A 22,855-nucleotide genomic window follows, 5' to 3' on the forward strand; every position below is an offset into this window, starting at 1 on the left:
GGCTCCTAGACCAGATGTTGGCTCCGCCTCGCACTGGCAGGGGACCGTTTCCTGTCCGCACCGCTTTTCTCCCGTTCCTGTCTCACCCGCTGTTCTACCTGCCCTGTGTTCTCATCCCCCGCTCAGAGTTACGACCCAGCTGAAACGGATACGTCTGGGCCGTCCTCGCCGGCTGTTTCGTCCTTGTCGCTCTCTACCGGACTGTCCTCGACGACGCGCTCTCGTCGTAGTCCACGCTTCGCCGCTAGTTACGTACCAGTTCACCCCCTGTTTCGGCTGGAACGCCAGATTCAGACCCCTCCGGCTCGGTCCGCCAGAATTATCAGTTCGATTTTATTTGTCTGACGTAGTCTTAAGTGAATTCCCGCATCTCTTGGAGGTAGAAGCCGCCAGACCGGCACGCCCGGGCGGCGGGAGGATAGGATGGGACTGCTCACAAATCTCAAAGATTCGATTTCGAGGGCGGCGTCGACGCTGTTCTCGGAGGAAGACCCGAAGCGTATCGGCATCTACGGACCGCCCAACGCGGGCAAGACAACGCTCGCGAACCGCATCGCGCGTGACTGGACCGGCGACGCCGTCGGCCCGGAGAGTCACGTACCCCACGAGACACGGCGGGCCCGTCGGAAGGAGAACGTCGAAATCGAGCGCGACGGCAAGACGGTGACCATCGACATCGTCGACACGCCCGGCGTGACGACGAAAGTCGACTACACCGAGTTCCTCGAACACGACATGGAGAAAGACGACGCGGTGCGTCGCTCCCGCGAGGCCACCGAAGGCGTCGCCGAGGCGATGCACTGGCTCCGCGAGGATGTCGACGGCGTCATCTACGTGCTCGACTCCTCGACGGACCCCTTCACACAGGTCAACACGATGCTCATCGGCATCATCGAGAGTCAGGACCTCCCGGTCCTGATTCTCGCGAACAAGATCGACCTCGAGGACTCGTCGGTCCAGCGCATCCGCAACGCCTACCCACAACACGAGACCATCCCGCTGTCGGCCCTAGAAGGGGACAACATGGACGAGGTCTACGACAAGATAGCGGAGTACTTCGGGTGATATAGATGGCAGAAGTGAAAGACCCAAGCGACGGCGTCCAGATCGACCTCATCAGCGGCGAGCGAATGGACGGCCTGACTTCGATGGAGAAGATTCGGCTCATCCTCGACGGCGTGCGGGACGGCAACATCGTCATCCTCGAAGAGGGGCTCTCCCCCGACGAGGAGTCCAAACTCATCGAGGTCACCATGACCGAGATAAGCCCCGACGAGTTCAACGGCATCGAAATAGAGACCTACCCCAAGTCCGAGGCGGCCGACGCGAGCCTGCTGGACCGCATCATGGGCAAGGAGTCCACGAAGAAACTCACGGTCATCGGGCCGGCCAACCAGATAGAGACGCTTCACAAGGACAAGAACCTCATCAGCGCGCTGGTCTCCCGGAAATAATGCCACACCAGTGTACGAACTGCGGCCGCGGGTTCGAGGACGGCTCACAGGAGATGCTGTCTGGCTGTCCGAACTGCGGCGGCAACAAGTTCCAGTTCCGCCCCGAGGGGGGCGATAGCTCACCCCCCGCGGAGGACCCGCCGGAGCCGCCAGAACCACCGGGCGGAAACAGCACTGTCGCGAAGACGGTCGGCAAGACGGCGGCGACGGTGCGGGACCTCGTCGGCGGTTCGGACGGTGAGCCGGGCGTCGGTGCCAGAGCGGCCGACAGCGCCGACGCTCCGACCGGGACGGACGGACAGATAGAGGCCGGTCCCGCTGGGACGGAAAACTCCGCGCAGGCGAGCGCTCGCGGGGAGGTCGTCTCCCCGGACGAACTGCCCGACCACACGGGCGAGGGCGACCGCGAGGTCGAGCCGGCGGGCGCCGACTCGGCGGCGTCGGTCGAACCGCCGACCGACGACACGCAAGACCGACCGGACCTCAAGGAACTGCGCGAGGAGCTAAACAGCCAGTTCGAGTCGGTCAAGGTCGTCGCGCCCGGCCAGTACGAGCTGAACCTGATGGAGCTGTACGACCGCGAGGAGTACATCGTCGCCCTGCAGGAGGACGGCCACTACTCCATTCAGGTCCCGGAGACCATCCGGGAGTAGCTGTCGACCGCCCTACGAGATTTTGTCGTACTGCTCTTCGAGTTTTTCGGCGGCCTCGGCCATCAGCTCCTGTTCGTAGTCGTCGAGTTCCCACTCGATTATCTCCTCGACTCCGTCGCTGCCCAGCCGGACCGGAACGCCGAAGGCGGTGTCATCGTGACCGAACTCCCCCTCTAGCTTGACCGACGCCGGGAACACCGCGCCGGTGTCCCGCAGGATGGCCTCGACCATGTGGGCGACACCCCGTGCCGGCCCCCACTCGGTCGCGCCCTTGCGTTCGATGACGTCCATCGCCGACTCCTGGAGGTCAGAGAGGATCTCCTCGCGCTCGTCGGCCGAGAACTCGGGGTCGCGGCCGTCGACGCGGACCTTCGAGAACACCGGGACCTGTGCGTCGCCGTGTTCGCCCAGGATGGTCGCCTCAACGTTGGTCGTCGGCGCGTCGAAGCGCTCGGCCAGCACGTAGCGAAAGCGTGCCGAGTCCAGCCGGCCGCCAAAGCCGATGACCTGCTCCCGCGAGCGGTCGCCGGCCTCGTAGAGGTGGCGGTTCAGCAAGTCGACGGGGTTGGAGGTGGTCAGGGAGACGTAGTCGTCGTTGTGTTCGTCCAGCGAGGACTGGATGTCCTCCATGATGGGCGCGTTGTCGCCCGCGAGGTCGATGCGGGTCTGGCCGGGCTGGCGCGGGATGCCGGCCGTGATGACGACCACGTCCGAGCCGGCGGTGTCGGCGTAGTCGCCCTGTCGGACCGTGGTGTTCGAGTCGTAGGCGATGCCGTGGTTCGCGTCCGCGGCCTGTCCGACGGTGTCTTCCTCCTTGTCGGGGATGTCGACGAAGACGAGTTCGTCGGCGATGTCCCGCAGCGCGATACTGTAGCCCGCAGCGGCACCGACGGTCCCGGCCGCACCGACAATGCTTACCTTTGTCATACCGAGTGGAAATGGTGGCCGCGGGGAGGTAAACGCTTCTTTTTCTCCCCCGCCTTTCCTCTCCCGGTGCGTACCACTCCCCTCCGTTTACCCGGCCGGAGCCCCCGACTGGGACCGCCCGCTGGTCGCCGGCCCGCAAGCCCTAATCCGCTCGCCCGTCTGTCCACGCACATGAGCGACTTCGACAAGGAAGCCGAACGCGAGAAGCTCCGCGAGAAGTACGGGCAAGAGGAGGAAAAGCGCCAGGCGACCGAGCAGATGAGCGAGTTGCTGTTGAAGGGCGCGACGATGACCAACGCCCACTGTACGGACTGTGGGGACCCCATCTTCCGGTACGACGGCCAGGAGTTCTGCCCTACCTGTCAGAAGCCGGTCGCTCGCGACCAGTCGGGCGCCGACGCCGATGGTGACCAGGACGGCCACATCGAAGTGGCCGACCCGAGCGACGACGCCACGGTCCAGTTCGGCGACGGACAGGACGGCGTCGACGCGGGCGAGACTGAGCAAGACGCCTCCGCGGCGGCCGAGCAGGCTCGCGCGAACGACGCCGCGGATGCGAGCGCCGACGCTTCGGCGGCGGGCAGCGACGCCGCGAGACAGCAGCCGGCCCCCGACCAGCCCGCCGACGCCGCTGGACACCCGTCGCCCGCCGACGCCACACAGGGAGTCCCCTCGGCCGACCCCGGCCGAACGCCGGCAGCGGGCGACGCCCGGGAGCGCGGTGCCGACACACAGTCGGCTGACCCGCCAGCTGATGCGGTGGCGACGGGGTCGGACGCATCAGCTTCGACCCCCGACCGCTCACCGGCGTCGAGCCGGCGCAGCGGCGGTGACGAATCGGTGACGACGGAGCTGTCGGCGGCCGAGTCGCTGCTCGCCGAGACGGTCCACCGGTTCGCACAGCGGGCCGCCGAGACCGATGACCCGCGAACCGCTCGCGAACATCTCGGTGCGGCCCGCGAGGCAGCCGAAGCCCTCGACGCCGTCCGGTTCTAGCTGTCACACTGCGTCACGTACTGTCGGCTGGCCGTTCGTAGAGATAGCCGCTATCCGGGGCGGCGAATCCCGCCAGTCTCAGGGCTCGTACTCGCTGCCGACGACCGAGCGGATGCGCTCGGCTGTCACCTCGCCGATGCCGTCGACGTCGAGGAGGTCGTCGTGGGTGGCGGTCATCACCGACTCGACGCTGCCGAAGTGTTCGAGTAGACTCCGGGCGGTGACGGGGCCGACCTCCGCGACCGAGGCGACGACGTACTCCTGTTGTTCCGCGACGGTCTTTGACTGTTTCTCGCCGTGGACGCTGACCTCGCGGTCGCCGTCGTCCTGCTCGCGGGTCGCGATGGTCTCAAGCAGATCGGCGGTCTCGTCCTGGTCGTCGGTCCGAAGCACGCTCGCGCCGAAGTCAACGGCCAGGGAGGCCAGCGCGCCGTTGATGGACTTTGCGTGGACGTTGCGCTCGCCGTAGAGGTCGCCGCCCTCGATGACGACCACCGGCCGCGCGTAGTTGCGGGCTGCGTCGCCGACCTGCTCGAACATCGAACGGTCCCCGCCGGTCAGCGTATCGAGGAAGTCCGAGACGGTCTTGCGCTCGACGGCGACGCGGTCCGAGAGGACGTAATCCCCAACGGCGAGCGTCTCCAGGCGCGTCTCGACGCCCTCGCGCGTCGAGAGGTCCCGCGCGATGGTCGAATCCAGTTCGCGCTGGTCGGCGACGATCTCAACGGCGTCGGCGTCGCCGCCGGCTTTGGCGACGACACTGTCGTCGCCGTCGTTTTCGGCCACGTCTTGGCCGGCGTCGTCACTTCCGGCGTCATCGTCGTCGGCACTTTCGGCAGCCTCGGCGCTGTCGCTCTCGCCTGTGGCCATGTCCTCCCCGGCGAAGGCGTCCAGCCCGGCCTGACCGTCGTCGGCGCTGGTGCCGTTCGCGGCTGTTTCCGTCGCCGACGCTGTCGCCGCTGTGTCACCGGCCCCCGTTCCGTCCCCCTCGTCTTCGTAGTCGTCCAGCCCGGTCTGGTCCAGCTCCGCGGCGAGTTCGCCGGCGACGCTTTTGAGCTCGTTCAGCTCCGATTTCATCCGCTTTTGGTCGTTGCGGGCCTTCCAGAAGTACGCCTCGTCGCGGGTGTCGTTCGCGAGCAGGACGACGACCCGACCCTTCGCCTGGCGGCCCGTTCGGCCCTTGCGCTGGATGGCTCGAATCGCCGTGGGAACGGGCTCATAGAAGAGGACGAGGTCGACCTCCGGCACGTCCAGTCCCTCCTCGGCGACGGAGGTCGAGACCAGCACCTCGAACTCCCCGTTCCGGAACCGTTCGAGGGTCTCCTGCTGTTCGGTCTGGGTCATCCCCTCGCTGCCGTCGGTGTCGCTTTGCCCGACGAACTTCCGTGTCGTGAAGTGGTCCGAGAGGAAGTCGACCAGCGTCTCGGCCGTGTCGCGCGACTCGGTGAAGACGATGACCCGCTCGCCGTTCTCGATGCCCAGCGTCTCGGCGAGCAGCATCCGGGTCCGGCGGAACTTGGGGTGGAGGTCGTCGTAGCGCTCGGCCTTCCGCATCGCCTCGCGAATCTTGGGCTCGCTGACGAGGCGCTGGTCGGCCTTCGAGGCCCCCGAGGAGCGGGCGGCCTCCTTCAGCCGCTCGAAGTACCGGCGCAGCGACTCGACGCTCTGGGTCTCGACGTAGGTGACTGCGGTCCGCAGTTTGCGTATCTCCGCCAGCAGGCTCATCCCCTGGTACCCCTCGCTCTGGTCGTTGTTCATCAGCTTTCGGAGCTCGGCCTGCATCCCCTGGATGTCCCGCTCGGAGAGGTCCGGCGAGGACTTGTTGGTGACGCCCAGCTCCCTGAGCTGGTCCAGCCGGTCCGCGACCACCTCGTTGATGGCGTCCCGTATCTCGATGACGACCTCCGGCAGGTCGATGCGTTTCCAGTCTACGTCCGTGTCGTGTGTGTACTCGGCCACGTCGGCGTCGTCCTCGGTCATCACCGCGACCTCCGAGAGCCCGAGGTTCTCACAGACCTGCAGGATGGCCTCCTCGTCGTCGCCGGGGGAGGCGCTCATCGCGGTCACGAGCGGGTCGGCGGCGTCGGCGTGGTAGCGGTCGGCGATGTAGTTGTAGGCGTAGTCGCCGGTCGCCCGGTGACACTCGTCGAAGGTGCAGTGGGTTACCCGTCCGAGGTCGATGCGGTTGCCCACGAGGTCGTTCTCGACGACCTGCGGGGTCGCGATAATCACGGTGGCGTCCTCGAAGAGGGCAGCACGGTCGTCGGGACGCACTTCCCCGGTGAAAACGACGATTTCGTCGTCTGGAACCGTCAGGGCCTCGCGGTAGAACTCGGCGTGTTGCTGGACGAGGGGTTTGGTCGGCGCGAGCAGCAGGGACTTCCCGCCGACCTCGTGCAAGCGCCGCGCGGTCACCAGCAGGGAGACGGCCGTCTTGCCCAGCCCCGTCGGGAGACAGACCAGCGTGTGGTCCCCGGCGGCGGTGTCGGCGAGTTCGACCTGGTACCGGCGGTTCTCCAGGAACCCCCCCGTGACCAGCGGATGTTCGAGATGCTCGCCGTCGACGGTGGTCGCCATTGGCGTGGCGTAGTCGCCGTCGGCGGTTAAGGGTTCAGGTACCGCGGTGGAAGTAAAGCGAACCGACCCCGGCGGACGCCAATTTATAAAACGTTTGTCGGAAAGAGTTTAGCTCGGCTGTAGTCTAGTGGCTGCATGGGTTCGGTCATGTCGGTCGAGGCAGCGCTTGTCGCCTTTTTTATGGTTTCCGGGCTAGCACTGGCCGGGCTGGCGCTGTATCTCCGCGCTTCGGGGCTCCCGAACCGGGGTATCCGCTCGTTTATTTCGCTGCTGGTGTTGATGTCGGTGTGGTCGTTCAGCGCCGTCGCGAAGCTGACCATGCCACCGGTCGTCGAGCGGTTCCTGGTCGCGCTGGAGCTGCCGATGGGTGTCGTCTTTGCCCTTCTCTTTTTGGTGTTTGCCTCCCAGTACACGGGCCGGCGGTGGCACCGCTATCGGCCTCTCACCGCCTACGTCGTTGGCTCGCTGCTGGTCCTTGCCGTTGGGCTGTTGACGAACCCGGTTCATGGCCTGTTCTGGGACCGAATCGCGCTCTCGACGGCCGTCTTCCCACACTACGTCCACGAGGGACTCGGACCGCTGTATTTCCTGTACGTGGGCCTCGCGTACTGTCACTTCACGGCAGGGGTGTACGCGCTGGTGAACCTCCACCTCCGGAGCCGCTACAACACGACGGCGATGATGCTCATCACTGTGGGGGCGGCCCTGCCCTTGCTCGTCAACCTCATCTCCATGTTCGACCGGGCGCCGATACCGGGACTTGACTACACCCCCGTCGGGCTGGCCGTTTTCGGCCTCGCGACCACCGTCTCGTTGCAGCTAGAGCTGTTCGACATCGTCCCCATAGCCCGCGACACGGCGGTCGAACAGAGCGGCGAGGGCATGGTCATCCTCGACTCGAAGCGCCGCGTCCGGGACTTCAACCCGACGGCCGAGACCCTGCTCCCGTCGCTACCGGCCCACCGCGGCGACCCCATCGAGAAGGTCATCGACGACACGACCGATCTCTTCGATACGACCACGCCGACGACGATTACGGTCGACGACGGCGACGAACTGACACACCTCTCCGTCCAACTCTCGTCGATTCGAGACGGGCCACACCATCTCGGCTGGACGCTCGCTCTCTCCAACGTCACCGAGCAACACCGACGGGAACGGCACCTCGAGTTGGTCTCCCGCGTCCTCCGGCACAACATGGCCAACCGCATCAACATCATCATGGGTCACGTCGAGATGCTCGCCGACGGCGCCGACGAGACGGACCGCACCCATCTCGACGCCATCGACGACAGCGCGACCGATATCATCGAGACGAGCGCGAAGCTCCGGACTATCCAGGATATCGTCACCGGCGGCCGACCCGCCCGGCCGACCGATATCTCGCGGACGGTCGCGGCCGTCACGAACCGGTACGCCGACCGCTACCCCGAAGCGGCCGTAACGACCGAGATACCCGACGGTGTGTTCGCCTGCTGCCCGAGGGGGTTCCAGGCCGCCCTGGACAACCTTGTCGAGAACGCCATCCAGCACAACCCCGACCCCTCGCCGTCGGTCACGGTTACCGTCTCTGTCACGGAGACGCGGGTCCGCGTCTCCGTCGCCGACGACGGCCCCGGCATCCCGGAGAGCGAGCGCCGCATCCTCGAAGACGGGGAGACCCCGCTCAACCACAGCGCCGGCGTCGGGCTCTGGCTGGTCTACTGCTTCGTCGAGCAGTCGGGGCACGGGCTCACCTTCGAGCGGTCGGCTGCCGGCGGAAGCGAGGTCTGGTTCGACCTCGACCGGGCTGGCGAACCGTCCGGGTCCGGTTCTGACCCCGAGGGGTGGTAATGACGGTCTTCCGACGCGTAGCGGCCCACTGTGCAAGCACACAGTGACTACCGAACCGAACAGAACTGGGAACCGCTCGCGGGGCTTCTCCGGTGGATTCAGCAGTTCAGTCTGCTCCAGGGCCTCGTGGCGGCGGCCAAGACCGGCTTCGCGATGGCGTTGCTCGGCGTCGGCACAGCGCTTCCCGCGGTCGCCGTCGGTCTGGTCGCCTTTGCCGTCTACACGGCCAACGACCTCGCCGACCTCGAAGAGGACGCCATCAACAACCCCGAGCGCTCGTCGTTCGTCGCCGACCATCCCGGCGTCGTGGCCGGCCTGGCCGTCGGGACGTTCGCGCTCGGTGCCGCCCTCGCGTGGCGGGGCGGGGGGTTTGTCGCACTGGCCGTCGCGCTCGTCCCGCTCGCGGCCTCCGTGTTGTATAGCCTCCCCGTCACGCCCGCCGGCCGGCGGCTCAAAGACGTGCTCGGGGTCAACACGGCCCTCGTCGCGCTCGCGTGGGCCGTCACCGTCACCGGCGTCCCCCTGGCCGTCGCCGGACAGCCGGCCGGCCCGGTCGCCGTCGCCGTCTGTCTCTTTTTCTTCCTGCGGACGTTCATCTCGGTGGAGGTGTTCAACGTTCGGGACATTACCGGCGACGCCGCCACCGGGGTCGACACCATCCCGGTGGCGCTGGGCGTGCCCCGGACCCGGCTGATTCTGGCGCTGTTCGAGGGCTGCTCGCTGGCGCTCGTCGTCGCGCTCATGACAGTTCCGTCGGTCGCACTGGTCGCGCTGGCGGCCCTGCCCGTGCTTGGCTACTCGCTGGGATTGACGTGGTTCCTGAGCGAGACCGGTCGGATGGACCGGTTCTGCCTGGCCAAGGACGGCGAGTACCTCCTGCTCGGGCTGGCGGCGCTGGCCCTGGTCTAGAGGACGAGGACCCCGACCCACATCGCGGCGGCGCCAAACACCGGAATCGAGAAGTTGTCGTCGACGACGTAGCCGGCGACAGTCGGCTTGACGCCGTCGGCGAAGGTGGCCGCGACCCCGCCGAGCACCGCCGCCGCGGTCGGGACGAACGGGGCGGCAAGCAGCGTACAGACCCCGAACATCACGAGCAACACCCACGCCTGCTTGACGTTGCTGGCGTCGGCCGACCCCAGCAGGCCGCTGATGGGGTCCCCGATGGCCAGCATGAACATCGCGGCGACGGCGACCCCCGTCGGGAGCCCGACGCTGACCGCCCCGGCCACCGCGGCCATCCCGACGATGTACAGCGCGTACCCGGCCGGATTGTCCTGTTCGTACTCGCGGGTGAGCCGGTCGTAGACGGCCCAGTCCAGCCCGACCGACAGCCGCAGAAACTCAAGGGCGACGACGATGACTACGGCGCCGGCGAGAAACAGCTGGACGACCCGCCAGCTCACGAGATCGCCGCCGAACAGGTAGCCAAGCGGCACCGTTGACCCCGTCACGTGGACGAGCCGGCGGGCGACCTCGTCGGCCATCTACAGCTCGTCGAAGGCGACGTCGCCGTCGACGAGCCGCCCGACCGTCTCGGCCAGCCCGTCGATGGGGACCCGTTTCTGTGCCGTGGAGTCCCGTTCCCTGAGCGTGACGGTGTCTACCTGCAGGTCGTCGGGGTCTTCGCCGTCCTTTGGCTCCCCTATCGACTCGTAGTCGACCGTCACGCAGTACGGTGTCCCGATTTCGTCCTGGCGGCGGTAGCGCCGACCGATGGCGCCGGAGTCGTCGTAGGTGACCGAGTGGCCGGCCTGCCTGAGTGCCTCGGCCAGCTCGCGGGCGTACTCGCCCAGGCCGTCGCGGTCCATCAGCGGGAAGACGCCGACCGTCGTCGGGGCCTGCTCGGGGGGCAGTTCGAGATAGGTCCGCTCCTCGCCGTCGACCTCGTCCTCCCGGTAGGCGTGGGCCAGCACGGTGTAGATGAGCCGACCGACACCGAAGGACGGCTCGACGACGTGGGGGGTGATATGCTCGCCGTTCTCGGTCACTTCCTCGACACTGAAGCCGGTCTTCTCGACGGGGACGGAGACCTCGTCGCCGTCGAGTTCGACGGTGACATCCTCGTCGGCAAACGTGTCGGGCTCGCTCTCGGCCAGCGCTTCGAGGGCGTCGGCGACCGCGCCCGCGTCGCCGCCGAACTCCGGCCCGAGATAGCTCATGTCGGGGTCGACCGTGGGACGCTCGACCGTGACGGGCTCGTCGTACTGTTTGAAGACGGTGTAGTCCTCGCCGGAGTGTTCGGCGTGTTTCTGCAGGTCGTAGTCACCGCGGTAGGCGAAGCCGGTGATCTCGATCCAGTCGCCGTCGATCTCGGCCTCGGCGTCCCAGCAGTCCGAGGCGTAGTGAGCGAGTTCGCCGGGCAGGTGCTGGCGAAAGCGGAACCGGTCCATGTCGATGCCGATGCGCTCGTACCAGTCGCGGGCGACGCCAAGGTAGTAGGCCACCCAGTCGCTGGTGATGACGCCCGAATCGACGGCCTCACCGACCGTCAGCTGCTCGACGCCGCCGCCGTCGGCCTGCTGTGACTCGCCCGAGTAGAGGGGCAGTGTCACGTCCGCCACCTGTTCGAGCGGCGGCTCGTCCGTCTCGGGGTCGACGAAGTGTTCCAGCTCGGCCTGCGTGAACTCGCGTACGCGCACGAGGGACTTCCGCGGGGAGATCTCGTTGCGGTAGGCTTTGCCTATCTGTGCGACGCCGAAGGGGAGCTGGTTGCGGGCGTACTCCGAGAGCTGGGGGAACTCGACGAAGATGCCCTGGGCGGTCTCGGGGCGCAGGTAGCCCGGCGAGGACGTGCCGGGGCCGATGTTCGTCTCGAACATCAGGTTGAAGTTGTCGACCGGCTCGTCGGCCAGCGACGCCTGACAGGAGGGACAGGGGATGTCGTGGTCGGCGATGATCTCCATGACCTCCTCGTTGGGGAGTGACTCGGCTTCCTCGATGTCGGTGTTGTCCTCGACAATGTGGTCGGCCCGGTGGGTCGCGCCACACTCCCCGCACTCGATTATCATGTCGTCGAAACCGTCTAGGTGGCCAGAGGCCTCGAAGACGGGTTCGGGCATCACGTCGGGCGCGGATATCTCCTGGTGGCCGGCCCGGACGACGAAGCGGTCGCGCCAGGCGTCCTCGATGTTGTCCTTCAGGGCGGCGCCCTGGGGCCCGTAGGTCCAGAAGCCGGCGGCGCCGCCGTAGGCGCCCGCGGCGGGGAAATAAAAGCCCCGTCGCTTTGCCAGCTCGGTCAGGCGCTCGCCCTCGTTCATAGCCCCTCCAGCAGGTCGATGTCCCGGACGATGCCGGTGAGTTCGTCGCCCGAGACGAGCGGAATCTGTTCGATGTCGTGCTCTATCATCAGCTGGGCGGCCTCCTTGGCGGTGCGCCGTTTGCTGACGGTGACGACCTCGCCGGTCATGAACTCACGGACGGGTTCGACCGGTATCTCGACGTTGCGGGTGGGCATGTAGCGCCCGCCGACGGCCTTGATGCCCTCCCAGGCCCAGTCGTCGTCCTGGTTGGCGATGGAGTCGCCGGTGTCGTCCTCGCCCTCCACGACGCGGGCGACCTCGATGATGTCGACTACGGTGAGCATTCCGGTCATCTCGCCCTCGTCGTCGAGTACAACGCCGTAGGGCACTTCGGCGTGGGACAGCTCCCGCTCGGCGACGGTCAGCGGGCTCCCGGCATAGAGGCAGTTGATGTCGCTGCGGGCCAGCCCGCCGACCTCGCTGTCGCCGGCGGCGTCGCCGTTGGCGATGGCGTGGACGATGTCGGTTATCGTGACGATACCCTCCAGCCGCCCGTCGACGACCGGCACCCGGCGCTCGCCCTCCGTGAGCATCAGCTCGGCCGCCGCCTCGATGGTGGCGTCGGCGGTGATGGTCGGGACCTCCTCGACCAGCAGAGCGAGCTGGTCCTCGTCGGGCTGGTCGATGAGGGCGTCCCGGGAGACGAGCCCCCGGAACTGCTCGCCGTCGTCGGTCTCCTTGATGACGGGAACTGACGAGAAAGCCCGCTTCTGAAGATACTCCAGCACGTCGTCACGGGTGCCCGGAATCTCGACCGTGACGACCTCCGAGCGCGGCGTCATAGCGTCTGCGACGTTCATACTGGCCAAAGCTCCGCCCCGCACCTACTAAGTAGTTAACATCGGGCTCGCGGTCTCGGCGAACCTGTCCCCTGCCGGGTTTTCGCTGTCTGACGGCCGTCGGCTCGTGGGGATGACCCATTGACCGCGTCTCCCCGCGGTCCGCGCCACTGTTCCCCACGGCGAACTGACCTGTCGACCCGACGGGGTAGACGTCGTTACCGGCTGTGGCTGCCACTGATAAGAACGCCATACCTAGAGATATCGGCCGATAACGCCCTCGTACGCCCACATCGGCACTCCTGTTTCAGTCGTTGATTCTCGCCCGGTATGGTTCAGAACTATGATACTACGGCCGCGTTGTCCGTGGATTTCGCAGTTTTTATATACGGGTGTTACATATTGACATGCATGGAGCCGGATACGGTTGCCCCAGCGCAGGTTGCTGCCGAATCGGAGGTCATGGCTTCCGTCGAGGAAGGGCCGACTGACACGTTCGTCATCGCGGACGTCTCGACCGACGACGCGTACATGACACTCCCGCTTGCGGACGCCGCCTCGCTCCCCGAGTGGCGGTAGCGAAAGACGTTTCTCCGGATTCGCTGTGCCGATAGTGACCACCTCGCGCCGAGAAAACAAGCGTTATGCCGTCCCGGTAAGTTCGGTCCGGTATGAAGGTACTCGTCACGGACCCCATCGCGGACGCCGGGCTCGACCGGTTACGCGAGGCGGGCCACGAAGTTGTCACAGCCTACGACGTCGAGGGCGACGCGTTGCTCGATGCGGTCTCGGATGCCAACGCGCTCATCGTCCGCTCGGGCACCGAAGTCACCGACGAGGTGTTTGCCGCCGCGTCCGACCTCATCATCGTCGGCCGCGCCGGCATCGGCGTCGACAACATCGACATCGACGCGGCCACCGAACACGGCGTCATCGTCGCCAACGCCCCGGACGGTAACGTCCGCGCCGCCGCCGAACACAGCGTCGCGATGGCCTTTGCCACCGCCCGCTCCATCCCGCAGGCCCACGACCGCCTCAAGGGCGGCGAGTGGGCCAAAGGGGAGTTCCTCGGCACCGAGGTCAACAACAAGACTCTGGGCGTCGTCGGCTTTGGCCGCGTCGGCCAGCAGGTCGCAAAGCGCCTCGGGAACCTCGGCATGGACATTGTCACGTTCGACCCCTACATCAGCGAAGAGCGCGCAAAGCAGTTCGGCGCGACGCTGGTCGACGACCTCGACGACTGTCTCGAGGCTGCGGACTTCGTCACCATCCACACGCCGCTGACCCCCGAGACCGAGAACATGATCGGCGAGGAGGAACTCGCCCTGCTTGAGGGCGGCTACGTGGTCAACTGCGCCCGCGGCGGCATCATCGACGAGCCCGCCCTGGCCGACGCCGTCGAGGACGGGGTCCTCAACGGCGCCGCGCTGGACGTCTTCGGCGAGGAACCGCTCCCCGACGACAGTCCGCTCCTCGACGTCGACGACATCATCGTCACGCCCCACCTGGGCGCCTCGACCGAGGCCGCCCAGGAGAACGTCGCCACCTCCACGGCCGACCAGATCATCGCCGCGGCCAACGGCCAGCCGGTCGCCAACGCCCTGAACGCTCCGTCGCTGGACCGGGCCACCTTCGAGGCCGTCGAGCCGTACCTCGAACTCGCCAGCACGGCGGGCCGCATCGCCGTCCAGCTGTTCGACGGCCACATGAGCTCCGTCGAGGTCACCTACGCCGGCGACATCGCCGACGAGGACGTCGAGTACGTCACCGCGAGCGCGCTCGAAGGCGTCTTCGCCCCCTCGGACATCCAGGTCAACGCCGTCAATGCCCCCCAGATCGCCGAGGAGCGGGGCATCGACGTGACCGAGTCGAAGACCTCCTCGGCCGAGGACTACCAGAGCCTCATCACCGTCACCGTCTCCGACGGCGCCGAATCGGTGTCGGTCTGTGGGACCCAGTTCGGCGGCGAGGAGTCCCGCATCGTCCGCATCGACGGCCACCGCATCGAGGCGGTCCCCCACGGCCACATGCTCGTCGTCCGCAACCGCGACGAGCCCGGCACCATCGGCTTCATCGGCACCGCGCTGGGCGAGGCCGACATCAACATCGCCGGGATGTTTAACGGCCGCGAGACAATCGGCGGGGAGGCCCTCTCCATCTACAACCTGGACGAGAAGCCCGCCACCGACCTCATCGACCGCCTCAACGCCGACGACCGCATCATCGAGACGACTTACGTCGCGCTGGGCGGCGAGTAACGCAGCGACCCCCGTTACCGCTCGGCCAGTAGCCGCTCGTAGCGGTCGACGACGGCCTGACGCTTTTCGCGCTCGGCTTCGAGTTGCTGTTCCAGAGCGGCCACGTGACACTCCAGGACGGCCACCTGGAGCTCCTGGACGGTGGTCGAAACCGCTCGCGCCTCGCGCGAGTCGGGGACGGTCGGCGACCGGGGTGGTGCCACTCGGTCGGGATGCGTTGTCATACCGAATACGATGCGGGTGACTCGTCAAAAGCACCCATCGGACGGCCGGCGGACGCCCGTCTTGCGGCCTGACCTGGAAAGGTAGAGCTACATGAAATCGGCGATGCCGGACTGTTTGTTGTGGTCGTTCTGGAAGACGGACTCTATCTTGGTCTCCAGAATCTTGAGCCGCTGTTTGGTGTAGTCCCGGGCGCCGAACTCGTCGGCGACGCGAATCGCCGTGTCGATGTACTTGTTGACCGAGCCCTGGTGGACGGTGAGGTTCACCCGGCCGCCACACTCCCGGCAGTCGCCGGTCAGGGGCATCCGCCGGTACTTCTCGCCACAGTCCAGACAGCGGACCTCCTGGCGGGAGAAGGCCCGGAGGTTCCCGATGAGGTCAGGCAGGAAGTGGTACTCGATGATGCGTTCGGCCACGTCCGACTCCACGACGGCCCGTAGTTTCCGCGAGAGATGCAACTGGGCGTCCATCTTCTCCTCCATCGACCCCAGCGTCTTGTACGCCGAGAGGTCCGGTCCCGCGGCGATGTTCGTGGTGTCGTGGGTGTGGCGGAAGTCGGTGTACTCGCGGTCGGTGCCCAGCGTCTCCTCGGCGATGGTCATGATGTCCTCGACCTCCTCGGGGGCGGTGAGTTCGCGGGTCGCCTCGTAGAACTCCCGCGGGTACCGCTCCATGATGTCCATGTTGTGGGCCTCGTCGTCGATCTCGCTCGGGTCGATGCGGGAGGACATCACGAGCGGGGCGTCCATGCGGCCGCCGCGCTTGTCGGGGAGATAGGACTTGCTGAAGTTGAGGAGGCCGTCCATCAGCAACATTACGCAGTCTTCGTCTCCATCGCATTGCGAAACCGACAGGTCTTCTGCGACCAGTGAGTGTTTCTCTTCGACAGTGAGACAGTAGACGTGGTCGGTGTCAGACTGCTCGAAGGTTGTTTCTGCAACTGGGTCGAGCAGGAAGTCGTCGGTGTCAGACTGCTCGAAGGTTGTTTCTGCAACTGGGTCGAGCAGGAAGTCGTCGGTGCCACCGTCGAACGCGTACGCAGGGGCGGCTCCTACGTTCGTTGTCCGTACAGTCTCGCGGAGTTGCGTACGCTTGCGGGAGAGGTGGAGAGCCACTTTTTGATCGAACGTCACTGCATCTTCCCGTGAAACAGCGATTCGGTAGCATGGCCGCGAGACCGATTCGTCATCTTCGTCGTAGAACTCGGGGAACTGCTCGGATAGTAGCTGTGGCTCTCGCGTTCGAACCTGCGCGGTCATACCTAGCCGCGAAAGGAGTCCAACGATATCGGACTTGAGTTCGGTGCTGACCGTTGTAGCCGCGATTCGTGGCGCCTGCCCATCGACTGCCCCGTCACCGCTGAAGTAGCCACCGAGATACGCGCCCACTATCGAGTCCGGGGCATCGAATATACACTGGGGCACGCGTTTGGTGTGGGCGTGTGACCGCGCGTCCAGCACGGTATCGAAGAACGTCCTGAGCAGCCGGCCCGAGACGGTCACTTTGGCGTGATTCTCGACGTACGGGTCGACGCCGAACTCGGTTTCGAGCACGTCGAGGAAGAGCTCTCTTGCCTCTGTTTCGGTCCCGCAAATTGTCGTCTGGTGTATCGTTCCCTTCGGCGTCTTTTGCTCTCTGACGAACCCCTCAGCGGCGTAATAGCCGAGCAGCGTCGCTGTCCGATCGGTGAGTGGAATGTGACGGTTAATCTCCGTTTTGTCTCGCTTCATTCCGAGCGTCACGCCGTCAGGCACGAACGCGAGCAAGTCCTCCTTCGTCTCGAAGAACTCACCGAGCAGACTCACCGGGATGCTCTCCCGATACAGGTAGTTGCTCAACGCCTTCTTCGTCAGTCCGAGATGCTCCGCCGTACTCTGTAACGGGTAGAATCGCCCGTCCCAGTCATCGGCCAGGCGTTGCTCAAATAGCTCGTACAGGCGGTCCTTCTCTAGCCCTTTGACCATCAGCCGGTCGTTCTCGATACTCTCGGCTTTGAGGAACTCCTCCAGCAGGTCGAACCGTCGTGGTCCGGCCGTCGGCTCGACGCTATCGAGGTGTGCAGGTGTAACGAGTGTCTGGCTCTCGTCTATCTCGCTGGCGGCGACTTCGACGATACGGCCGAGGTCAGCGTCGTAGACGTGCACCTCGTGGTCTGGCGTCAGCCGGAGACTCCGGCCGGACTTCGTCTCGATGTGGACGAGATGGTCCGGTGCCGGGTGTTTGCTGAGGGCCTCGACCTGCTGTGCGGACTGCTTGCCATCGTCTCCGAGCGCAGGCACCCGCAGTGTCCCGTCGAGCCCGTCCAGTTCGTCAACGAGCGTCCCGAAGTCGTCTTCTTCCGCCCGCTCCGGGTCGAGATACGTTTCGACGAGGTCGTCAATCCGCTCGTGGTGCCACTCGTCGTCTTCATCCTCGTACCAGACTTTCGTCTCCGGATGGAAGCAGTTGCGCCGCTTAGCCGCGTGAAAATACGGATGCGCATACCCGACCGCAGCTGATGTAAATCCGACAACTCTGCCAACTGTCGCCGCGCTGGTGTGTGGGGCCATCCCGAAGACGAGTTCGCCCACCAGGTCGTCGCGGTCGTCGAACTCGTAGTACCGCTCCAGTCCGTAGTACTGCTCCAGCAGGTCGTCGACGAACGCCGCGGTCTGGAGCATGTGTTCGGCGGCGCCCTCCGAGAGGACGATGTCCTGGACTTTCAGCTCGAACAGCTGGTCCTCGCCCGTCAGCGGGTCGCCGTGGATGTCGGTCTCGTAGCCGAGCGCCCGCAGGCGCTCGGGGTCGACGTCCAGCTCGGCGGGCCGCAGCGCCGTCACCGGCAGGTCGGTCATGTCGTAGCGGACGGTCCCGTCCTTGAACGCCGAGACGTCGTGTTTCGCCCGGAGGATGCCCTTCTCCATCGGTTCGGGGAGCTTGGTCTCGCTGGTGAGCCCCTTGACGGCTTTCAGCGTCTCGAAGGCCGTCTCGCGCTCCTCGGCGTTCTGCAGGGCGTCCCGATAAATCTCTTGCAGGTCCAGTTCCTTGTACTGGGTCGGCGAGGCCATCGTCTCACAGCGGCCACACTCCGCGCGGCCGGACTCGTCGGGCTCGACCTCCCGCTCGCAGTCCGGACAGACGTAAATTGTCTCGGCCAGCGAACCACACGACGGACAGCGGGCCTCGTGGCCCTCGGTGCCGCAGTCGGGACAGCGCCGCCGCGCCACTTCGACCTCGACGCGGCCCGGCGTCTCCGTCATCGAGTCCGAGTGCTTCGTCGCGGCGGCCACGTCGCGCTGTGCGCCGCCGGCCTCGCCGATGGGAAAGAGCGTGTGGACGGCCGGCGAGAGGTCCCGACGCTCGGATTTCTCGGGTCGACCCATCCGGTTGCCGATTCGGGTCGGCGCCCGTTCGCGGACCTCGAAGGGGGATATCTCGTTGACCGCCTCGATGGCGTTGCGACCCGCCACGTCGCCCAGCTCGTCGTCGACGTAGCCGATGGCGTCGCTCGCCTCCTGCTCGCCGTAGGTCCGGGCGTGCTCGGAGAGGTCCTCGGGGGTCCAGTCCCGGGAGAGCGACCGCGAAAACCCGAGCGTCCGGACCAGCGGGAGCCAGTCCGCCACGACCAGGCGGTCGCCGTCCTGCGTGTGTTCGACGAGCAGGCGTTCGAGCGCCGCCCGAACGAGGTCGGTGTTTTCGAGGACGAGGTCGCCGTCGCTCGCTTCCGGCGACTCGACGACGGCTCCGTCGGTGGCTGTCACATCGGCCGTCTCGACGGCGTCGGCCAGCGCCTCGAACTGCTCGATTGTCACGTCGTGCCAGAGGTAGGTGTATTTCGGGTGCAGCGGGGCGTCGTACTCCCTGGCCCAGTCGAGGGCTTCGGCGGCGCTGGGGTCCGCGAGGTCGACGCCCGGGTCGTCTCGCATCGCCTGCACGTCGGCGCCGGCGGCCTCGAAGTCCTGCTCCCACCACTCGACGGTGTAGGACGCGGGCGCGAGCGGGTGGTTGTTCTCGACGAACTCGCCGTAGTTGACGAGGTACTCGCCCAGATCCAGTATCTTCTCGACGCCGTTGCCGATCTCGCGGGCCGTCTCCACGTCGTCGATGCGGCGCACGTCGCCGTTGGCCAGCCGAACCGTCGGCCCCTCGATGCTGTCGACGGGGACGACGCCGGCGGCTTTCCCGGGTCGCTCGGTCTTTATCTGCGTCCCGGTGGCGAGGAAGTCGTCGACGAGATGCATCGTCGCCGGATGCACCCCGGCGGTCGCGAAGCCGTGATTGCGGGCCCGACCGTACCGCAGCCGGAACCCGCCCGACTTGGAGGGATGAGAGAAGACCGGGCGGCCGGCGATGAGGTCCCGGAGGTACTTTTTCGCTGGGTCGACCCGTGGCGGGCCGGCCCGCTCGTCGCCCTCGCCGTCGGCGTCCCGGTCCTCGGTCGCGGCGTCGCCGCTCGCGTCCTCCGAGGCCTCCCCCTCGTCGGCCTCGCTCTCACCGATGGTCCCGTCGATGAGGTCCTGCAGCCACGGCCAGTCGACCTCGTCCAGATTTCGCGTGTAGCGCTGAATCTTGGGCGCTTTCAGCGCGATACCCTCCGCGAGGACGAGACACATGCCGCCGCGAGCGGAGTTCGAGTCGACCCGCTCCAAATCGCGGTACCCGGAGACCTCCTCGTCGCCGGTGGCCTCCCCGTCCAGCATGATGGGCATGTGCTCGGCGATGAATTTCGTCTCCTTTTCCTTGGGTGAGTACTGGAGGCCGGTGTCCTTGTCGTAGAGGTCTATCTCCTCGGCGTAACGGCCGATCTCCTCCTCGCGGGCGTTGTACTGCTCGATGCCAAGCAGCGCGCGGGCGTAGTCGGCCACGAGGACCGAGAGCGCCTGTGCCGTCCCGCCGGCGGAGCGAATCGGACCGGCGTAGTAGACGTTGATGAACTCCGTCCCGTCGTCGTTTTCGAGCAACTCGACGCGGTCTATCCCCTCGATAGGGGCCGCGACGACCCCCTCGGTCAGCAGCGCGACGGCGGTCCGGACCGCGCCCTCGACTTTCCCCTCGCGGGTGTCGTAATCGCCGACGGTGCCCTCGACGAAGTCATCCACGAGTTCGAGGGCGGCCTCCTCGCGGGACATCTCGCCTTCGAGCTCGCGGACCCGCTCGGCGACGCCGTCGATGCCGAGGATGTTCTCGACCCGGTCGGCCATGTCGCGGGCGGTCGGAATCTCCACCTCGGGCTCTGGGTCGCCGCCGCGCTCGCGGGCGCGCTCGGCGACGCGCATGGCCGAGTCGAGCTCGGTTTCGAGCGTCTCGAAGTAGCGCTCGTCGGCCTCGCGCATCTACAGCTCCCAGAGGTCGAGGTCGGTCGGTTCGTCGTGAACCCGCTCCAGCTCCGCATCGAAGGCCTTGACGTACAGCTCGCCGGCCCAGACGGTCGCGCTGTTGAGATGGCCAGCGATAGCCTCGCCGTCGGGCCGCGAGAGGACGGCGTGTGTGTGGGCAAAGCGGTCGCCGTCCAGCCACGAGACGTTGCCCACGCAGGCGGCGACCTCCAGTGGCTCCGAGAAGACCATCGAGTCGTACTCCAGCCGGTCCTGGTCGTAGAACCACACCTCGGCGTCCTCGACGGCGCCCAGACCGTAGAAGAACCCGGCGTCTATCCCCTCGTCGTCGGCCAGCGACTCGATTTCGGCGCGCCAGTCCGCGCCGTGGTCCAGCCGGCAGACGTACTCCTCCGAAGTCTCGACGGACCGATAATCCATACTCGATATCGAGGGTGGGCGGCGGCAAAAGCGTTGCTACGTCGCTCCGGAGGTTCATACGGGATGCCGGTGCCACCACTGGCCATGCGCTGACCAGCGCCCCGGAGCGGGACGCGATTGCGCGGCACGACGCTCCGGGCCCGCGAGTGCCGCCTGTTCGCCACTCACGCCGGGAGCGACACCCGGCTGACCGACTGGCCCCGCTCGGCGTCGAAAAAGACCAGTTCCTCGACGGTCCACTCGATGGGCTCTATCTCCCGCTCGGCCAGCCGCCGGGCCGCCGCAGGGTCGCCGCCCCGGGCTATCGTCACGTGGGGGACGTAGTCGCCGGGGCCTTCCATCCCCGCGACGGGGTCGAACGCCCCACAGAGCCGTTCGTGAAGCGCCCGCAGCGGCGCGCTCTCGACGGCCAGGTAGACGACCGGCGAGGGGCCGGTCTCGGCCGCCTCGAAGCAGTCGACGCCGGTGACGCGGACGCCGAAGGGACCAGTCCCCCGGAGGGCGTCGCGAGCGCGCCCCTCAAGACGCGCGTAGGCCGCGTGGTCGCCCCCGCCCAGTCGCTTGACGACCAGCGTGTGTTCCCCGCGCGGCCTTGCCTGCGCCTGCGGGAGGTCACGCGCCAGCCGACCCGCGAGCGAGGTGACCGACGACGGCAGCGAGACGTTCAGGCTGTACACACCGGAAGCAGGCCCGGCGGGGACAAAAGGAGCGCGTTCAGTTTCTGGAGACGCTGTGTGTCTCCCGACCCTCGCCGAGCCGGTGGCTCCGCTCAGAGTCGGCCGGTCAGGTAGAGCACGATGAGGACGATGAGCACGAGCCCGAGCAGCGGCTGGAGCGGCCCGAGTACCGCCGCGAACAGCCCGAGCACCTCGCCGACGACCTCCAGCGCAATCCAGATGACAATGAGCACGAGCAGTATCTTCAACAGCGTGTCGACGTCGAGTTTCCCGCGGTCCATACGGGACGTTTCCGGCAGGCGGGGAAACCCCTTGTGGCCCGGCGGCGGCAACAAGTCATATAGTCGGTGGCAGAAAAGCGGTGCACGAATGCGACGAGTGAGTATCGCCCTGGCAGTGCTGCTGGCGGCGGCGCTGGCACCGACGGCGGCCGGCGCTGCCTTCGGCGGCCTCTCCCAGCAGTCCGTCGACGCCGACGTGGTCGTGATGACCGCTGACGTGACCGCGAGTGGCGACGCGGCCTGGACGATCGACTACCGCGTTCGTCTGGCCGACGACGACGAGACGCGGGCCTTCGAGGACCTGCGGGCGGACATCCGGGCGAACGAGTCGACCTACACCGACCGGTTCCGCGACCGGATGGCCCGGACCGCCCGGGCCGGCGAGAACGCGACCGGGCGGGCGATGGCCGTCGACAACGTCTCCGTCGAGACTACCCGGGAAGATATCGGCCAGTCCTACGGTGTCGTCACCTACGAGTTCCGGTGGACGAACTTCGCGGCGGTCAACGACACCCACATCCGGGCCGGGGACGCCGTCGGCGGCCTGTACCTCGACCGCAACACCACGCTGACGGTGCAGTGGCCCGAGGCGTACCGGCGCGCGAGCGTCCGGCCGTCGCCCGACGAGAGCACCGACCGGTCGGTCACGTGGCGCGGTCGGCAGTCCTTCGGCGACGACGAGCCACGCGTCGCCGTCACCAACGATTCCCAGCCCTTCCGTGACGCTCCCGGAGGGATGTCGCTCTGGCCCGCCGTCCTCGCGCTCGTGGCCATCGCCGCCGCCGGCTACGGCGTCTACCGGTACGTACGGACGGACGACAGCGGCGGCGACGGGACGGACGAGACTGGAGATGTCCCGCCGGCCACAGGCGAGAGCGGTGACGGCGCCGAGGCCCCGCCCGCGGAACTGCTCAGCAACGAGGAGCAGGTGCTCAAGCTCCTCCAGGACAACGGGGGCCGCATCAAGCAACAGCGCGTCGCGAGCGAGCTGGACTGGACGGCCGCAAAGACCAGTCAGGTCATCGGCGGCCTCCGCGAGGACGGCGACCTGGAGACGTTCCGCATCGGTCGGGAGAACGTCGTGACCCTTCCCGACACGGACCTGACCGACGTGGACGAGTCCGACGAACGCGACACCTGAACCGACGGCCACGTCGC

General features: G+C 66.8%; 19 protein-coding genes. 9 read left to right on the forward strand and 10 right to left on the reverse strand.

Annotation, left to right across the window (positions count from 1 at the left end):
• The first annotated feature begins 423 nt into the window (after nt 1–423).
• The 3 genes from VJ162_RS13600 to VJ162_RS13610 are packed head-to-tail and all read left to right on the forward strand — an operon-like array spanning nt 424 to nt 2,107.
• The gene (locus VJ162_RS13600) at nt 424–1,065 is read left to right on the forward strand and encodes an Era-like GTP-binding protein (RefSeq protein WP_324665055.1); all 642 of its coding nucleotides are present in this window, start codon (nt 424–426) and stop codon (nt 1,063–1,065) included.
• 5 nt (nt 1,066–1,070) lie between these two features.
• On the forward strand, nt 1,071–1,454 hold the full coding sequence (locus tag VJ162_RS13605) for a DUF2073 domain-containing protein (protein ID WP_262179170.1): 384 nt from the start codon (nt 1,071–1,073) through the stop codon (nt 1,452–1,454).
• On the forward strand, nt 1,454–2,107 hold the full coding sequence (locus tag VJ162_RS13610) for an OapC/ArvC family zinc-ribbon domain-containing protein (protein WP_324665056.1): 654 nt from the start codon (nt 1,454–1,456) through the stop codon (nt 2,105–2,107). Before VJ162_RS13605 ends, VJ162_RS13610 begins: the two co-directional genes overlap by 1 nt.
• 12 nt (nt 2,108–2,119) lie before the next feature.
• On the opposite strand, the gene mdh is transcribed toward VJ162_RS13610, so the two are convergent.
• Complete coding sequence (gene mdh / locus VJ162_RS13615; protein ID WP_324665057.1) at nt 2,120–3,034, reverse strand: malate dehydrogenase; 915 nt, start codon at nt 3,032–3,034, stop codon at nt 2,120–2,122.
• A gap of 171 nt (nt 3,035–3,205) precedes the next feature.
• On the opposite strand from mdh, the gene VJ162_RS13620 reads away from it, so the two are divergent.
• Nucleotides 3,206–4,030, forward strand: coding sequence for an Sjogren's syndrome/scleroderma autoantigen 1 family protein (locus tag VJ162_RS13620; protein WP_324665058.1), 825 nt, complete (start codon nt 3,206–3,208; stop codon nt 4,028–4,030).
• A gap of 78 nt (nt 4,031–4,108) precedes the next feature.
• Here the strand turns inward: VJ162_RS13620 and VJ162_RS13625 are convergent, their stop codons facing one another.
• The gene (locus VJ162_RS13625; protein ID WP_324665059.1) at nt 4,109–6,607 is read right to left on the reverse strand and encodes a DEAD/DEAH box helicase; all 2,499 of its coding nucleotides are present in this window, start codon (nt 6,605–6,607) and stop codon (nt 4,109–4,111) included.
• Between the two features lie 135 nt (nt 6,608–6,742).
• Here VJ162_RS13625 and VJ162_RS13630 point away from each other — a divergent pair, with 135 nt between their 5' ends.
• Together VJ162_RS13630 and VJ162_RS13635 are read left to right on the forward strand one after the other, a co-directional pair.
• Nucleotides 6,743–8,440 (forward strand): histidine kinase N-terminal 7TM domain-containing protein, encoded by a 1,698-nt coding sequence (locus VJ162_RS13630; protein ID WP_324665060.1) that lies wholly within the window; start codon nt 6,743–6,745, stop codon nt 8,438–8,440.
• A 30-nt stretch (nt 8,441–8,470) separates the two neighbouring features.
• The gene (locus tag VJ162_RS13635) at nt 8,471–9,349 is read left to right on the forward strand and encodes a UbiA family prenyltransferase (protein WP_324665061.1); all 879 of its coding nucleotides are present in this window, start codon (nt 8,471–8,473) and stop codon (nt 9,347–9,349) included.
• On the opposite strand, the gene VJ162_RS13640 is transcribed toward VJ162_RS13635, so the two are convergent.
• The 3 genes from VJ162_RS13640 to VJ162_RS13650 are packed head-to-tail and all read right to left on the reverse strand — an operon-like array spanning nt 9,346 to nt 12,542.
• Nucleotides 9,346–9,927, reverse strand: a complete 582-nt coding sequence (locus tag VJ162_RS13640; protein ID WP_324665062.1) for a dolichol kinase — start codon at nt 9,925–9,927, stop codon at nt 9,346–9,348. The genes VJ162_RS13635 and VJ162_RS13640 overlap by 4 nt on opposite strands.
• Nucleotides 9,928–11,700 (reverse strand): glycine--tRNA ligase, encoded by a 1,773-nt coding sequence (gene glyS, locus VJ162_RS13645; protein WP_324665063.1) that lies wholly within the window; start codon nt 11,698–11,700, stop codon nt 9,928–9,930. It lies immediately after the preceding gene.
• Nucleotides 11,697–12,542 (reverse strand): CBS domain-containing protein, encoded by an 846-nt coding sequence (locus VJ162_RS13650; protein WP_324665064.1) that lies wholly within the window; start codon nt 12,540–12,542, stop codon nt 11,697–11,699. The genes glyS and VJ162_RS13650 overlap by 4 nt, the downstream gene beginning before the upstream one ends.
• A 390-nt stretch (nt 12,543–12,932) precedes the next feature.
• On the opposite strand from VJ162_RS13650, the gene VJ162_RS13655 reads away from it, so the two are divergent.
• Nucleotides 12,933–13,100: a DUF7556 family protein gene (locus VJ162_RS13655; RefSeq protein WP_324665065.1), complete on the forward strand. Its 168-nt coding sequence runs from the start codon at nt 12,933–12,935 to the stop codon at nt 13,098–13,100.
• A gap of 92 nt (nt 13,101–13,192) precedes the next feature.
• Nucleotides 13,193–14,779 carry a phosphoglycerate dehydrogenase gene (serA, locus tag VJ162_RS13660; RefSeq protein WP_324665066.1) on the forward strand — a complete coding sequence of 529 codons (1,587 nt, stop codon included), beginning with the start codon at nt 13,193–13,195 and terminating at the stop codon, nt 14,777–14,779.
• 14 nt (nt 14,780–14,793) lie between these two features.
• On the opposite strand, the gene VJ162_RS13665 is transcribed toward serA, so the two are convergent.
• The 5 genes from VJ162_RS13665 to VJ162_RS13685 all read right to left on the reverse strand — a co-directional run bounded on the left by VJ162_RS13665 (nt 14,794) and on the right by VJ162_RS13685 (nt 21,697).
• Nucleotides 14,794–15,003 (reverse strand): hypothetical protein, encoded by a 210-nt coding sequence (locus tag VJ162_RS13665; RefSeq protein ID WP_324665067.1) that lies wholly within the window; start codon nt 15,001–15,003, stop codon nt 14,794–14,796.
• Between the two features lie 87 nt (nt 15,004–15,090).
• Nucleotides 15,091–20,316 carry a DNA polymerase II large subunit gene (locus tag VJ162_RS13670; RefSeq protein WP_324665068.1) on the reverse strand — a complete coding sequence of 1,742 codons (5,226 nt, stop codon included), beginning with the start codon at nt 20,314–20,316 and terminating at the stop codon, nt 15,091–15,093.
• Nucleotides 20,317–20,739 (reverse strand): PPC domain-containing DNA-binding protein, encoded by a 423-nt coding sequence (locus VJ162_RS13675; RefSeq protein ID WP_324665069.1) that lies wholly within the window; start codon nt 20,737–20,739, stop codon nt 20,317–20,319.
• Between the two features lie 164 nt (nt 20,740–20,903).
• Entirely contained in the window at nt 20,904–21,416 is a 513-nt protein-coding gene (locus VJ162_RS13680) for a 2'-5' RNA ligase family protein (RefSeq protein WP_324665070.1), read from the reverse strand.
• A 92-nt stretch (nt 21,417–21,508) separates the two neighbouring features.
• Nucleotides 21,509–21,697, reverse strand: a complete 189-nt coding sequence (locus VJ162_RS13685) for a DUF7554 family protein (protein WP_324665071.1) — start codon at nt 21,695–21,697, stop codon at nt 21,509–21,511.
• Between the two features lie 88 nt (nt 21,698–21,785).
• Here VJ162_RS13685 and VJ162_RS13690 point away from each other — a divergent pair, with 88 nt between their 5' ends.
• On the forward strand, nt 21,786–22,838 hold the full coding sequence (locus VJ162_RS13690) for a helix-turn-helix transcriptional regulator (RefSeq protein WP_324665072.1): 1,053 nt from the start codon (nt 21,786–21,788) through the stop codon (nt 22,836–22,838).
• Nucleotides 22,839–22,855 lie beyond the last annotated feature (17 nt).

It is taken from the genome of Haloarcula sediminis, from assembly GCF_035656455.1.
GTDB classification, from domain to species: domain Archaea; phylum Halobacteriota; class Halobacteria; order Halobacteriales; family Haloarculaceae; genus Haloarcula; species Haloarcula sediminis.

What these genes read in the sequence shown, in the direction of transcription:
- VJ162_RS13600 (WP_324665055.1), top strand. Translation starts at nt 424, where the DNA reads ATGGGACTGCTCACAAATCTCAAAGATTCGATTTCGAGGGCGGCGTCG.
- VJ162_RS13605 (WP_262179170.1), top strand. Translation starts at nt 1,071, where the DNA reads ATGGCAGAAGTGAAAGACCCAAGCGACGGCGTCCAGATCGACCTCATC.
- VJ162_RS13610 (WP_324665056.1), top strand. Translation starts at nt 1,454, where the DNA reads ATGCCACACCAGTGTACGAACTGCGGCCGCGGGTTCGAGGACGGCTCA.
- mdh (WP_324665057.1), bottom strand. Translation starts at nt 3,034, where the DNA reads ATGACAAAGGTAAGCATTGTCGGTGCGGCCGGGACCGTCGGTGCCGCT.
- VJ162_RS13620 (WP_324665058.1), top strand. Translation starts at nt 3,206, where the DNA reads ATGAGCGACTTCGACAAGGAAGCCGAACGCGAGAAGCTCCGCGAGAAG.
- VJ162_RS13625 (WP_324665059.1), bottom strand. Translation starts at nt 6,607, where the DNA reads ATGGCGACCACCGTCGACGGCGAGCATCTCGAACATCCGCTGGTCACG.
- VJ162_RS13630 (WP_324665060.1), top strand. Translation starts at nt 6,743, where the DNA reads ATGGGTTCGGTCATGTCGGTCGAGGCAGCGCTTGTCGCCTTTTTTATG.
- VJ162_RS13640 (WP_324665062.1), bottom strand. Translation starts at nt 9,927, where the DNA reads ATGGCCGACGAGGTCGCCCGCCGGCTCGTCCACGTGACGGGGTCAACG.
- glyS (WP_324665063.1), bottom strand. Translation starts at nt 11,700, where the DNA reads ATGAACGAGGGCGAGCGCCTGACCGAGCTGGCAAAGCGACGGGGCTTT.
- VJ162_RS13650 (WP_324665064.1), bottom strand. Translation starts at nt 12,542, where the DNA reads ATGAACGTCGCAGACGCTATGACGCCGCGCTCGGAGGTCGTCACGGTC.
- VJ162_RS13655 (WP_324665065.1), top strand. Translation starts at nt 12,933, where the DNA reads ATGGAGCCGGATACGGTTGCCCCAGCGCAGGTTGCTGCCGAATCGGAG.
- serA (WP_324665066.1), top strand. Translation starts at nt 13,193, where the DNA reads ATGAAGGTACTCGTCACGGACCCCATCGCGGACGCCGGGCTCGACCGG.
- VJ162_RS13665 (WP_324665067.1), bottom strand. Translation starts at nt 15,003, where the DNA reads ATGACAACGCATCCCGACCGAGTGGCACCACCCCGGTCGCCGACCGTC.
- VJ162_RS13670 (WP_324665068.1), bottom strand. Translation starts at nt 20,316, where the DNA reads ATGCGCGAGGCCGACGAGCGCTACTTCGAGACGCTCGAAACCGAGCTC.
- VJ162_RS13675 (WP_324665069.1), bottom strand. Translation starts at nt 20,739, where the DNA reads ATGGATTATCGGTCCGTCGAGACTTCGGAGGAGTACGTCTGCCGGCTG.
- VJ162_RS13685 (WP_324665071.1), bottom strand. Translation starts at nt 21,697, where the DNA reads ATGGACCGCGGGAAACTCGACGTCGACACGCTGTTGAAGATACTGCTC.
- VJ162_RS13690 (WP_324665072.1), top strand. Translation starts at nt 21,786, where the DNA reads ATGCGACGAGTGAGTATCGCCCTGGCAGTGCTGCTGGCGGCGGCGCTG.